The organism is Stenotrophomonas beteli, from assembly GCF_001431665.1.
GTDB classification, from domain to species: Bacteria; Pseudomonadota; Gammaproteobacteria; order Xanthomonadales; family Xanthomonadaceae; genus Stenotrophomonas; species Stenotrophomonas beteli.
Genome location: NZ_LLXV01000018.1, coordinates 1 through 13587 on the forward strand (window position 1 = coordinate 1; position 13587 = coordinate 13587).

Consider the following 13587-nt stretch of genomic DNA (forward strand, 5'->3'; position numbering starts at 1 on the left):
TCCCAGCGCGGAAGGCTGCCGGCGGGTAGCGCGGCGGATTCATGGCCTTCGAGGAGATGTCCACGCTGCCTCGATCGAGGTCGCCGGGGCCGGCGGCGCCGGAGGCGACGGCGGGGGGACGATGTCGTTCGGGCGCGGGTCCGGCACGTCCACGACCGGCGGCGGCGGGGGCGGCGGGGCATCGACGATGGTCACCATGACGTTGCGCTCCTTCTCCGCGACGGCCTTGGGAGCCACGGCGGGAATGAGGAGCATCATGAAGGCGGCCAGATGCAGGGCAATTACAAACGCGATGCCGACGATGCGAGGCCAGCTCAGCCCCTTGTCATCGGGTTGTTCGTACCGGTGAACGACTAGTTGTTCCGTCATGCGCCAAGAGCTCAATAGTGGGGCCGGGATGCCGGGGGCGGAATCCCTGATCAGCGGTGCATGACACCGCAGGAACCTCCAAGCTTATACCAATCCTGAGCGCCTGCGCATCAACTGAGCAGGCGTTCAGGCGTTATTCCTACTTACTTCAGGTTGATGATTTTTTTGGCATCAGCCTGGTTCTTCACGCCCTTCGCCAGCGCCTGCTGGGCGGCCTGCTTGGCCTCGGGGACGCGACCTTCGGCATGCAGGACGCGTGCCAGGTTCAGGTAGGTCTCACCGTCCTTGGACAGCGGGGCAGCCTTCTGCCACGCCTCGATCGCCTGCGGCACCTGGTCGGAGTAGTAGTAGGACTGGGCCAGCGCCAGGTAGACCTGGTAATCCGGCTTCAGGATGCCCTTCTGCAACCCCTCGTTGATGACCGCGATGACGTCCTTTTCCTTGTTCTCGGTGTTGGCATAGATCGAGTACAGCTGCTTGTACTCGCGCTCTTCGGTGAGCTGGCCGCTGCTGCGCAGCTTGTCCATCACCGCGGCAGCCTTGGGCATCTGGTCGGCCTGCATATACATATTGGCCAGGTTCAGCTGCGCCTTCTTGTCGCCCGGATTCTTCGCCGCCAGTGCTTCTGCGGTCTTCAGTGCCTCGCCGGTCTGGCCGGACTCGGACAGCGCCGCCATCAGCAGCTGGTTCCAGCTGTCCTTCGGCTCGGTGGCGCCGGCAATCGCCTGCTGCAGCACCGGCACCGCTTCCTGGTAGCGCTCCAGCTGGTACAGCGCCTGGCCCTTGGCGACCAGTTCTTCCGGCTTGGTCGACTTGCTCTCGGCGAAGTACTTGTCCAGGGTGGCCAAGCCTTCGGCGGTCTGGTCTTCCTGCAGCTGCAGCTGGCCCAGCATCAGCATCGACTGGAAGTGGCCGTTGTTGTCCAGGCCGTTGAACTGCAGGACCTGCTTCAGGTAGGCAATGGCACCCGGGGTATCGTCGGTCTGGTAGGCGGCCTGCGAGGCCAGCTGCGCGGCCAGCGACTTGTCGTATTCGTTCGCGGCGCTGTCAGCCAGGATCGCGTCAGCCTGCGTACGCGTCTCCGGGAACTTTTCGTTGTTGTAGCTGTCGATCATTTTCTGCAGCTTGCTGCCCATCTTGGCCGAGGCCTTGACGGTCGGCTCCTGGCGGGTCGCGTTCGGGTAGAGCGCTTCGGCCTTGGCCTGCTTGCTGCTGCCGCCACGGTTGCTGCGGTCGGAGGAGCGCGAGGACTGCGCGAAGGCATCGGTGACCACGGCGCCGGTCAGGGCGGTCGCGACGAGGACGGAAAGCACAGCTTTGTGGTTACGGAAAATCATCGTTCACCTCGATCGAACCGCCGGATAGCGGCAAAGTCGGACTGTCAGAAAAATCTGAGCCGCCAAACGTATCAGAAACAGATGGCGTGAGAAATCGTTTTATGTGCTGCACTACAGCATGAAACTGCGCACTCATCCGCACTTTGGCCGCAGTCCGGCCGCCTGCGCCTGCTGGTAGACCGGGGTCAGGCCCGGCGCATCACGGCGCAGCTCCTGGATCCGGTTGGCTGGATCGGGGTGGGTGGACAGCCATTGCGGGCTGCGGCCACCGCTGGCGGCCATCATGTTCTGCCACAGATCCACGGCCTGGGCGGGGTTGAAACCGGCCTGGGCCATGAGTCGCTGGCCGATCACGTCGGCCTCGCTTTCCTGGGTCCGCGAGCCAGGCAACAGGAAGGCGGTCTGCGCCCCCATGCCACCGAGCTGATTGACCGTGCTGGCGGCGCCTTCACCGTAGGCGGCCCCGGCCAGCGCGCCGAGCACGGCCAGGCCGGTCTGCGCGCCCATCTGGCGGGTGATACGCTCTTCGTGGTGGCGGGCGATGACGTGGCCGATCTCATGGCCGATCACGGCGGCCAGCTGGTCCTGGTTCTTCGCCACGGTGAAGATGCCGGTGTTCACGCCCACCTTGCCGCCGGGCAGGGCAAAGGCATTGGGTTCCTTGTCCACGAACACCGCCGTCTCCCACCGTACGCCACGGTACTGAGGCGGCAGCTGGGCGACCAGTGCATTGACCACGCACTGGACGTAGCCGTTCTGGCGGCCATCGGTGCTGATCTTTTCCTTCTGTTTGGTTTCGGCGAACGCCTGCGCGCCCAGCTGGTCCAGCTGCGCCTGCGACACGCCGCCGACCATCTGCCGGCGTCCGGTCGGGGATGTGGTCGTTGCGCAGGCGCTGACCAGGGTGGTGATGACAAGGGCCAACAGCAGTTGCTTCATGGAAAGATCCCCCGTGTTCATGTGCGCAGTGTCCAACGTGGCGGCTTAATCTTTCGTCAAGCGGACACGGCGTTACGTTGACCCCAGCAATACCATCGCGGCAAGCGCGACGGCATTGTTCAGCGCATGCGCCACGATGGCCGCCCACAGCGTGCCGGTGCGGCGATACAGCCAGCAGAAGGCCGCGCCCATGCTGCCGTAGACCAGCCACAACTGCGCCATGCCCAGCCAGGAATTCTTGCTCACGCCCGGGACTTCGTGGACCAGGGCGAAGGCCAGGCTGCTGAGGATGAGCCCCAGCCACGGCCGGCCGGCCTGCCACAGGCGCCCGAACAGGACGCGGCGGAACAGCAGTTCTTCGTAGGCCGGCGCCAGCACCACGGCAAACAGCACCAGGAACAGGGGGAATCGCGCGATCGCGCTCTGCATCAGTTCCACGTTGGTCGGCACCGGTTCGATGCCGAACTGCCGGGCCAGGAAGGCAATGCCGTTGCTGCCCAGCACGATCAGGGTGGCCACCAGCAGGGTCCAGCCCCAGGTCGACGGCCGCCGCAGCGCCTGCCGCGATGCCAGGCGTTCGGCCGCGTCGGCCGGACGGCGCCAGAAGTACAGCAGCAGCGCCGCGCCACCGGTGGCGATCAATGCCATCAGGATCTGCGCCAGCGCGCCGGGCTGGCCGACGGCCGTGGTGGCCGCGGCCGCCGTCATGGCACCACCGTTGGCCTCGGCATTCGCATAGCCGACCACGATGGCCCGGTAGAAGCCCCAGAACAGGCCGGTCACCATGCTCAGGCCGACCAGCGCCACGGCGGCGATGCCGAGATCGATGAAGAAACCTGCCAGCGGTGGCACGGCACGCGGGGCGGCAGAGGCCGGGGGAACCGGCGGCGGGGCGGAGACCGGGGCGGAAGCGGACATCAGGTACCTGTGTTCAAGGATGAAGGCCGGCACACCTCCCCGTGCACCGGCCATGCCCGATTGTGTCAGATATCCAGGTTGGCGACCTTCAGCGCATTGTCTTCGATGAAGTCGCGACGCGGTTCGACGACATCGCCCATCAGGGTGCTGAAGATCTGGTCGGCAGCGACTGCATCTTCAATACGCACCTGCAGCAGGCGACGGGTCTCCGGGTTCACCGTGGTATCCCACAACTGCTCCGGATTCATTTCACCCAGACCCTTGAATCGCTGGATCTGACGGCCGCGCTTGGCCTCCTCGAGCAGCCAGTTCTGCGCCTTGGCGAAGCTGTCGACTTCGATCGACTTGGCGCCACGGGAGATGGTGGCGCCTTCGCGCACCAGGCCGTGCAGCAGTTTGGAGGCCTGGTGGATCGCACGCAGTTCACCGCTTTCGAACGCCGACATCGGCAGCACCTGGATGTGCTGTTCGCCCATATGGCGACGGGTCACCAGCACGGCGGCCGGGCGCTCGTCGTTGGGTTCCTGCAGTTCCAGGCTGAAGCGCGGGCTGCCCAGGCTGCCCTGGTTGAGGCGCTTGGCCAGCGCATCCAGGCCTTCGCCTTCGCCGGCATTGCGCAGGCTGTCCAGGTCCATCGGTACGAAATCAACCAGCGCTTCAAGCAGGTTGCGGTCGTAACGGTGGGCGTTGCGCTCGATCGAATCCAGCGCTGCAGCGTAGGCCAGCAGCAGCTTTTCCAGGGCCAGGCCTTCGATGCCCGGCTCGCCGGTGGCCGGCACCAGCGCTGCGTTTTCCACTGCACTGCTGGCCAGGTAGCTGTCCAGCGCCGGGTCGTCCTTCAGGTACAGCTCCTGCTTGCCCTGCTTGATCTTGTAGAGCGGCGGCAGGCCGATGTAGACGTAGCCACGCTCGATCAGCTCCGGCATCTGACGGTAGAAGAACGTCAGCAGCAGGGTGCGGATGTGGGCGCCGTCGACGTCGGCGTCGGTCATGATGATGATCTTGTGGTAGCGCAGCTTGTCCGGGTTGTACTCGTCGCGGCCGATGCCGGTACCCAGTGCGGTGATCAGCGTACCGACCTGGTCGGAGGACAGCATGCGGTCGAAGCGCGCGCGTTCCACGTTGAGAATCTTGCCGCGCAGCGGCAGCACCGCCTGGTTCTTGCGGTTGCGGCCCTGCTTGGCCGAGCCACCTGCCGAGTCACCCTCGACGATGAACAGTTCGGACAGCGCCGGGTCCTTTTCCTGGCAGTCGGCCAGCTTGCCCGGCAGGCCGGCGATGTCCAGCGCGCCCTTGCGGCGGGTCAGGTCGCGGGCCTTGCGCGCGGCTTCACGTGCACGCGCGGCATCAACGATCTTGCCGGCGATCGCCTTGGCTTCGTTGGGGTTTTCCTGCAGGAACTCTTCCAGGCGCGCGCCGAAGGCGTTTTCCACTGCCGGGCGCACGTCGGAGCTGACCAGCTTTTCCTTGGTCTGGCTGGAGAAGCTCGGGTCCGGCACTTTCACCGACAGCACTGCGATCATGCCTTCGCGCATGTCGTCGCCGGTCAGGTTGATCTTGGCCTGCTTGGCGATGCCGTTCTGCTCGATGTAGTTGTTGAGCACGCGGGTCAGCGCACCGCGGAAACCGGCCAGGTGGGTGCCGCCGTCCTTCTGCGGAATGTTGTTGGTGAAGCAGTACATCGTCTCCTGGTAGGAGTCGGTCCACTGCAGCGCCACGTCCACCACGATGCCGTTGTGCTCGCCGGTGACCGAAATCACGTTCGGGTGCAGCGGGGTCTTCAGCTGCGCCAGATGCTCCACGAAGCTGCGGATGCCGCCTTCGTAATGGAAGTCATCGCGACGGCCTTCGCCGCGCTCGTCGGCCAGGACAATCTTGACCCCGGAGTTCAGGAACGACAGTTCGCGCAGGCGACGGGCCAGGATGTCGTAGTGGAACTCCACGTTGTCGTGGAACGCAACGGTCGACGGCCAGAAGCGCACGGTGGTGCCGCGCTTGGTGGTGGCTTCCAGCTTTGCCAGCGCGGTTACGGCGGCGCCATTGCTGAATTCCTGCTGGTAGTGGAACCCGTTCTGGAACACATCCACCAGCAGCTTCTGCGACAGTGCGTTGACCACGCTGACGCCGACGCCGTGCAGGCCACCGGAAACCTTGTAGCTGTTGTCGTCGAACTTGCCGCCTGCATGCAGGACGGTCATCACCACCTCGGCGGCGGACACTTCGCGGCCGAGCTTGGCGCTCATCTGCTCGTGCTTACCGGTCGGGATACCGCGGCCGTTGTCGGATACCGAGACCGAGCCATCGACGTGGATCGTCACCGCCACGTGATCGGCATGGCCGGCCAGCGCTTCGTCGATCGAGTTGTCGACGACCTCGAACACCATGTGGTGCAGACCGGTGCCGTCATGCACGTCACCGATGTACATGCCGGGACGCTTGCGGACAGCCTCCAGGCCTTCCAGGGCGGTAATGCTGTTGGCGTCGTAATTGCCGTTGTTTGCCGGGGTGTTCTGTTCGTCGCTCATTGCGCTTGCCGTAGGCTCCGCAGGTCGGCCACCACTGGGAGTGGTGCGCCGAGAATGAAAGGATTCCAACCCGAATTATACCAGCCGGGGTCGAGCGGCCCTGGTGTGCCCACTATGGCACAGCCACGATCTGTGCATGTTCCACGTGGAACCGGGCGATGTGCGTCAAATCCTGCAGCGCTGCCGGCGTTTCGGTGGCAGTGATGAAGATCTGCGCCGGGCCAGTGAGCAGGCGCTCCAGTACCCGGCCCTGGTGGGTGCGATCCAGCTCGGATGCCAGATCATCCAGCGCGATCACCGGCCATTCGCCCCGTTGCTCCGCATAGTCTTCGGCCTGGGCCAGCAGGCAGGCCAAGGCCGTCAGCTTGGCCTGGCCACGGGACAGCGCGTCGCGGCCGGGAATGCTGTGGAAATCGACGCTCCAGTCCGCTCGGTGCGGACCCACCGAGGTATAGCCGGCCTGACGGTCGCGTTCCCGCGCCAGCAGCAGGGCATCGGCCAGAGGCAGTTCATGCCGGCGCCACCCGGGGCTCAGTTGCATGCCCTGGATGCCGAGTTGTGGTGCCAGGCTGGCAGCCAATGCGACAGTGCGCTGCTGCAGGCGCTCCAGGTAGTGCTGGCGTCGACTGGTCAGCGGCTCGCCGGCTTCAGCCAGCTCGTGATCCCATGTGTCCAGCATCCGCGAGGGCCCGCCCTGCTTGAGCAGGGCGTTGCGCTGCTTCAGTGCCCGCGAGTACCGGCGCCATAGGGAAAGAAAATCAGGTTCCACGTGGAACAAGCCCCAATCGAGGAAGCGGCGGCGCGGTTCGCCGCCACCGCTGACCAGCGCGTGGCTGCCAGGCTCGAAAGTCACCACGGCCAGCGCGGCACAGAGATTGCCGAGCTGAGCCACGTCTTCGCCATCCAGACGCCCCTTCCAGTCCTGCCCGCTGTGGCGCAAACCGGCCTTTCGACGGTGCGGCGGATGATTGGCCCGTTGCTCGTCCCATTCCACGAAGACCTCCAACGCCTCCTGGCCCTGACGGACCAGGCCATCGCGCACCCGTCCGCGGAAGCTGCGGCCATAGGCCATCAGATGCAGGGCCTCAAGCACACTGGTCTTTCCGGCGCCGTTGTCGCCAGTCAGCAGGTTCAAACCCGGCTGGGGCGACAGGTCCACCGCACTGAAACGACGCAGGTGATGCAAGGCGAGGCGGCGGATCTGCATGGGGCGCGAAAGACCATCCGCACGGAGCGGTCGAAGGGCAGGGAATCCATCAGCTTACTGCATCGGTCAAGCCGGACGCGGCGGTGCCGTCCTCCAGAGTGAACGCCTGCGTTCGCGGGTTCCACGTGGCACGCGGCCGCCGTCTTGGCCCGCCCGGGCTTGGAAGTGCGCGAAATTCCTTCAAATCTACCAAGGGGAGCGGGGTCCTGGCCCTCAGATTTCGCCGATTTCATTGGCCGTTTGACGATCTCATCGGCCGGTGTGGAGGTGCTGGGGCGGCCGAGGAGCCATCAAATTCTTCAAATCTGCGACCCCATCTACTGCGGGGTTCCACAGATTTCAAAGAATTCAAACCAGTCGTTCCACGCAGTCCACAGGAGGCCTGTATGACTTATACACAAGGTATGGGCAATCTGTGGATAAAAAAGGCCTTTTGCTTGGCCGGTGAAACTATCCACAGGTTCCCCCCCAGCCTGAGGGGTCTCTATACAGGGGGTTTCAGCTACATAAAACCCTTACAAATCATACACATAAATGGTTTTTCCACGAAATCTGGCCTTACCATCACCACCAGGCTTTAGATTTATACCCAGATTTAGAAGCTAGGCTCGGCTCGATTCGGCGCAGACCTGGGCTGTGGACAGACACGTTTGCACACACCGGGCCTCTGCAGCAGATACGTCAATCTGATCGGACACACAGCGACCGGACGTGCCTCCCGGACAACCAACGACGTATGCGATGGGATGAGACGAAGTCCGCGCCCACACCGACGTCCAACGCCCAAGCCAATACTGTCCGATAACGCGGCTGCAATCGGTTGGGATCCCTGCCCGGCAACCGATGCTCCACGTGGAACAAAAAAAACGCCCGGGAAATCCCGGGCGTCGTTCGGTTCCACGTGGAACAGCGCTGCTGTCAGAGGCGCAGCGGCATGACCACGTGACGCGACTTCTCACTGCTGGATTCACGCACCAGCGCCGACGAGTTGGAGTCGCGCAGCTGGATGATCACTTCCTCGTCGCGCAGAGCGGACAGGGCATCCAGCAGGTAGTTCACGTTGAAGCCGATGGCCAGGTCGCTGACCGTGGTGTCGGCTTCGATCTCTTCCTGGGCTTCTTCCTGCTCAGGGTTGTGCGCGCTGATCTTCAGGTTGCCCGGCGAAACTTCCACGCGGATACCGCGGTACTTCTCGTTGGACAGAATCGCGGCACGCTGCAACGAGGCGCGCAGCGCTTCGCGATCCACCTTCACCTCGCGATCGGCACCGATCGGGATTACCGCTTCGTAATCCGGGAAGCGACCGTCGATCAACTTCGAGGTGAAGGTGACATCGTCGCGCTTGACGCGGACGTGGCTGCGGCCAACTTCCAGCTCGATCTCGCGATCGCCGCTTTCCAGCAGGCGCTGCAGTTCGGTCACGCCCTTGCGCGGCACGATGATCTGGCGCTTCGAACCGCTGGGCTTGGCCAGGTCGGTTTCACACAGGGCCAGGCGGTGACCGTCGGTGGCGACGGTACGCAGCGCATCACCGCGCAGGTCGAACAGCAGGCCGTTGAGGTAGTAGCGCACGTCCTGCTGGGCCATCGCGAACGCGGTGCGCTCGATCAGTTCCTTCAGGGTCGCTTCGCCAATGGCCACGCGCTCGGTGGCTTCCACCTCGTCCACCGACGGGAAGTCGTTGGAGGGCAGGGTGGCCAGGGTGAAGCGGCTGCGGCCTGCTTGTACGGTGATCTTGTCACCGGTCTGCGAGACGGTGATCCGGCTGCCGTCGGGCAGGGCGCGGATGATCTCGAACAGCTTGCGGGCGGGAATGGTGGTTTCGCCGTCCTGGGCATCTTCAACCGCGATCCGCGACACCATCTCCACTTCCAGGTCGGTACCGGTCAGCGACAGCTGGCCGTTCTGCACCTGGACCAGGAAATTGGCCAGAACCGGAAGGGTCTGGCGGCGTTCGACCACGTTGACGACCTGTGCCAACGGCTTGAGAAAGGCTTCGCGCTGCAGTGTGAAACGCATGTGGTTCCGTGCCCCTATGCTTTAAAAAATGTGGAATAAATCAAAAGCTTGGTGGTGCTGGTAGAGACAGAATCGCTGGAAAACAACGCTAAGTCTTTGTAAATAAAAGAATTTCAGACCTCGAAACCCTCTGTATTACCGACCCCCAGGGGGTGGGGAAAGCTGTGGATAAAACCGACGCGATTTCAGACGCCATTTTTATCCACAACGTGTCCCGCGCTTGCTACCGGATTCTGCACCGTTTTGTGCGATGACGCCTCATCGGCATCCGTGCATCATTCGCTCAGCTTCCGGATCAGCTTGTCCCAGTCCTCGCGGAGCTTGCCGTCGGTTTCCATCAGGGTCCGGATCTGGCGGCAGGCATGCAGCACCGTGGTGTGATCGCGACCGGCAAAGGCATCGCCGATCTCGGGCAGGCTGTGCTCGGTCAGTTCCTTGGTCAGGGCCATGGCAACCTGGCGCGGGCGGGCCAGCGAGCGGGTCCGACGCTTCGACAACAGATCCTTGATCTGCAGGCCGTAGTAGTCGGCAACGGTTTTCTGGATGTTGGGAATGCTGATCGCCTGCTGCTGGGCGCGCAGCAGGTCGCGCAGGGTTTCCTGGGCGAATTCGGTGGTGATCGCGCGGCCGGTGAAATTGGCGCGGGCGGTCAGGGTATTCAGCGCACCCTCGAGGTCGCGCACGTTGGAGCGCATTTTCTTGGCGATCAGGAATGCAACATCATCGGGAATCTCGGCACCGCGTTCGCGCGCCTTGGCCAGCACGATCGCGGCGCGGGTCTCGAAGTCCGGCGGTTCGATCGCGACCGACAGGCCCCAGGCAAGCCGCGACTTCAGGCGCGCTTCCAGGCCTTCGACCTCGCGCGGATAGCGGTCGCAGGTCAGGATGATCTGCTGCTTGCCATCGAAGAGTGCGTTGAAGGTGTGGAAGAACTCTTCCTGGGTGCGGTCCTTGCCGGCGAAGAACTGGATGTCATCGATCAGCAGCGCGTCCACCTGCTGGAACTGGCGCTTGAACTGATCCATGGTCTTTTCCTGCAGGGCCCGGATCATCGCGCTGAAGAACTGCTCCGAACGCAGGTACAGCACCTTCGCGCCCGGATTGGCCTGGCGCATGGCATTGCCGGCGGCGAACATCAGGTGGGTCTTGCCCAGGCCGGTGCCTCCGTACAGCAGCAGCGGGTTGTGCGCGCGGTCGCCCGGCTTCTGCGCTGCCTGGAAGGCCGCGGCCAGGCCCAGCTGGTTACTGCGGCCTTCGACGAAGTTGGCGAAGGTGTAGTGGTTGTCCAGGTTGCCGGCAAAGGGCACCTGCGGTTCGCTGGAAACCTGCGCCGACGGCGTGGAAACCGGTGCGTTCTGCGCCTCCACGGGCCGCGGGCGCGAGCCGATTTCAAGAAAAACGTCGCTGAAACCGGCGAAATGGGCCAGCAGCTCGCGGATCCGCGCCAGGTACAGCTCGCGGACCTGATCGACGATGAAGGCATTCGGTGCATACAGCACCAGGCTGTCCACGCGCAGATCGGCCTGCAGCGGCTTCAACCAGGTGTGAACGTCTTCCGGCGGGAACTCCGCTTCGAGGCGCTCGAGACTACGGGACCAGGCATCCATCAGCAATAATCGTCCGGTGGCCGGGGCATGGACGCGACAAGGCGCCCAAACACAGGCCGGAAAGGGGGGAAATGGATGGCTCAGACTACCACCGAGCGCCCGCCTTCGGAATGCTTGTCCCCTACTTATTCACAAAAACATCCACAGCTATTGCACAGGCCGGTGAATTCGCGTAGCTGCCAGGGCTTGACGCGGGGTAGGGTACCTCTCTAGAATTTCCGGTTCTTTCCGTCCCATTCATACGAGAGGCCCCCAATGGCCACGAAGCGCACCTACCAGCCCAGCAACCTCAAGCGTAAGCGCGACCACGGCTTCCGTGCCCGTATGAAGACCGCTGACGGCCGCAAGATCCTGTCGCGTCGCCGCGCCAAGGGCCGCAAAGTCCTGAGCGCCTGATTGCCATGCCGCACCTTGCGGCAGACGCAATCCCTTCGACAGTGAATACTGCAGACCCGCGCAAGCGATTCCCTCGCTCTGCGCGGGTTCGCACGCGTGCCGAATACTCAACGGTCTTCAACGGCGCCCGCCGTGTGTCCGATCCGCTGATGACCCTGCACTGGCTGCCGGCCGACCGGCCGGCCAGGCTGGGTCTGGCGGTTTCCCGCAAGGTCGATCCGAACGCCGTGGGGCGTAACCGGATCAAGCGCGTCCTGCGCGACATCCTGCGTCAGACACGTACCGAAATCCAGCCAGGCGACTTCGTCGTCGTGGCCCGTAGTGCTGCGCGTTCCGCCAGCAACGACGAGATCCGCCAGGCCTTCCTGCGCCTGCTGCGGCGCCTGCGTGCATTGCCCGCGCCGGGCGTGGACGGCACAATGCCGCCGCCTGATGGCATCGCAATTCCTTCTTTGACCGAGCCGGCATCGCGTCCCGGCCCCGCCGAGCCTGTCCGCTGATGAACCAGACCCGCGTATTTCTCATTTTTGCCTGGCTGATGGTGGCCGTGCTGCTGTGGATGGAGTGGAGCCGTGAAAAGGCTGCTCCGACCCCGGCACCGACGACCACGTCGGCCCCGGCCGCCGCACAGAGTGTTCCGGGCGCCGCTCCGGGCGCGATCCCCAACGCCCAGGTACCGGGTGCTCCGGGCCAGGCCGCCACGCAGGCCCAGGCCAGCGCCACCCCCGCCGCCCAGCGCGTGACCGTCACCACCGACGTGCTGCGCCTGGTGCTTGATGGTGGCCGCGTGCTCGACGCCGAGCTGCTGCAGTTCCCGCAGACCAAGGACGAAGGCAGCCCGCCGGTCCGCCTGCTGACTGAAGATCCCGCACATCCGTACAGCGCGATCAGCGGCTGGGCCAGCGAAGACAAGAACACTCCGGTTCCCGGCGCCGACGGCTTCAAGCTGGTGGGTGACACCAAGGACTTCGTGCTGGCCAAGGGCCAGGACGAACTGCAGGTCCCGTTCGTGTGGACCGCCGACAACGGCGTGACCATCAAGCGCACCCTGACCGTCTCGCGCAATGAGTACGCCGTGCGCTTCAAGGATGAAGTCAGCAACGCCGGCACCGCACCGTGGAACGGCTACGTCTACCGCACCCTGGACCGCACCCCGACCATCCTGTCGCGGAGCATGACCAACCCGGATTCGTTCAGCTTCAACGGCGCCACCTGGTACGACAACGACAAGAAGTACCAGCGTCGTGCGTTCAAGGATTACCTGGAAGACGGCACGCTGAACCAGAACATCACCGGCGGCTGGCTGGCGATGCTGCAGCACCACTTCTTCACCGCCTGGATCCCGCAGAAGGACCAGACCTCGCACTATGTGCTGTCGCAGGTGGCCGGTCGTGACCTGATCGAAGCGCGTGGTCCGGCCTTCACCGTGGCCCCGGGCCAGTCCACCAGCACCGAAGCGCGCCTGTGGGTGGGCCCGAAGCTGGTGAACCTGATTGCCAAGGAAGACGTGCCGGGCCTGGACCGCGTGGTCGACTACAGCCGCTTCTCGATGATGGCGGTGATCGGCCAGGGCCTGTTCTGGGTGCTCAACCAGGTGCACAAGCTGGTCGGCAACTGGGGCTGGGCGATCGTCGGCCTGGTGGTGCTGCTGAAGCTGGTGCTGTACCCGCTGTCGGCCGTGCAGTACAAGAGCGGCGCCAAGATGCGTCGCTTCCAGCCGCGGATCGCGCAGTTGAAGGAACGCTATGGCGACGACCGCCAGAAGTTCCAGACCGCGATGATGGAGCTGTACAAGAAGGAAAAGATCAATCCGATGGGCGGCTGCCTGCCGATCCTCATCCAGATGCCGATCTTCTTCGCCCTGTACTGGGTGCTGGTGGAGTCGGTCGAGCTGCGCCAGGCGCCGTGGCTGGGCTGGATCCAGGATCTGACCGCGCGCGACCCGTACTTCATCCTGCCGGTGATCAACGTGGCGGTGATGTGGTTCACCCAGAAGCTGACCCCGGCACCGGGCATGGACCCGATGCAGCAGAAGATGATGCAGTTCATGCCGCTGGTGTTCGGCGTCATGATGGCCTTCATGCCGTCCGGCCTGGTCCTGTACTGGGTGGTCAACGGCGGCCTGGGCCTGCTGCAGCAGTGGTGGATGACCAAGCGTCATGGCGGCGAGCCGGTCCCGGCCACCACCGCTCCGGCCCCGGTCAAGAAGAAGTAACCGGTAGAGCCGGCCGCTGGCCGGCTGACCTCAGCAGAAGCCCGCCGCAAGGCGG

General features: G+C 64.2%; 10 protein-coding genes and 1 pseudogene. 3 read left to right on the forward strand and 8 right to left on the reverse strand.

Annotation, left to right across the window (positions count from 1 at the left end; genetic code table 11):
- The 8 genes and pseudogenes from ARC23_RS03410 to dnaA all read right to left on the reverse strand — a co-directional run.
- Window positions 1-369: pseudogene (locus ARC23_RS03410) on the reverse strand (energy transducer TonB); the annotation flags it as partial.
- Between the two features lie 143 nt (window positions 370-512).
- On the reverse strand, window positions 513-1706 hold the full coding sequence (locus ARC23_RS03415; protein WP_057495934.1) for a tetratricopeptide repeat protein: 1194 nt from the start codon (window positions 1704-1706) through the stop codon (window positions 513-515).
- 132 nt (window positions 1707-1838) lie between these two features.
- A complete protein-coding gene (locus tag ARC23_RS03420; RefSeq protein WP_032128510.1) occupies window positions 1839-2645 on the reverse strand; it encodes a M48 family metallopeptidase in 807 nt (268 codons plus the stop codon).
- Between the two features lie 72 nt (window positions 2646-2717).
- Complete coding sequence (locus tag ARC23_RS03425) at window positions 2718-3563, reverse strand: CPBP family intramembrane glutamic endopeptidase (protein WP_057495935.1); 846 nt, start codon at window positions 3561-3563, stop codon at window positions 2718-2720.
- Between the two features lie 65 nt (window positions 3564-3628).
- Entirely contained in the window at window positions 3629-6088 is a 2460-nt protein-coding gene (gene gyrB / locus ARC23_RS03430; protein WP_057495936.1) for a DNA topoisomerase (ATP-hydrolyzing) subunit B, read from the reverse strand.
- A gap of 112 nt (window positions 6089-6200) precedes the next feature.
- Window positions 6201-7295, reverse strand: coding sequence for a DNA replication/repair protein RecF (gene recF, locus ARC23_RS03435; protein WP_057495937.1), 1095 nt, complete (start codon window positions 7293-7295; stop codon window positions 6201-6203).
- A 918-nt stretch (window positions 7296-8213) separates the two neighbouring features.
- Window positions 8214-9314: a DNA polymerase III subunit beta gene (gene dnaN, locus ARC23_RS03440; protein ID WP_005411731.1), complete on the reverse strand. Its 1101-nt coding sequence runs from the start codon at window positions 9312-9314 to the stop codon at window positions 8214-8216.
- Between the two features lie 275 nt (window positions 9315-9589).
- Entirely contained in the window at window positions 9590-10921 is a 1332-nt protein-coding gene (gene dnaA, locus ARC23_RS03445; protein WP_057495961.1) for a chromosomal replication initiator protein DnaA, read from the reverse strand.
- 255 nt (window positions 10922-11176) lie between these two features.
- Here dnaA and rpmH point away from each other — a divergent pair, with 255 nt between their 5' ends.
- The 3 genes from rpmH to yidC are packed head-to-tail and all read left to right on the forward strand — an operon-like array spanning window position 11177 to window position 13532.
- Complete coding sequence (gene rpmH / locus ARC23_RS03450) at window positions 11177-11317, forward strand: 50S ribosomal protein L34 (protein WP_005411729.1); 141 nt, start codon at window positions 11177-11179, stop codon at window positions 11315-11317.
- 5 nt (window positions 11318-11322) lie between these two features.
- The gene (gene rnpA, locus ARC23_RS03455; protein ID WP_080393005.1) at window positions 11323-11817 is read left to right on the forward strand and encodes a ribonuclease P protein component; all 495 of its coding nucleotides are present in this window, start codon (window positions 11323-11325) and stop codon (window positions 11815-11817) included.
- Complete coding sequence (yidC, locus tag ARC23_RS03460) at window positions 11817-13532, forward strand: membrane protein insertase YidC (protein ID WP_057495938.1); 1716 nt, start codon at window positions 11817-11819, stop codon at window positions 13530-13532. Before rnpA ends, yidC begins: the two co-directional genes overlap by 1 nt.
- Window positions 13533-13587: the final 55 nt, after the last annotated feature.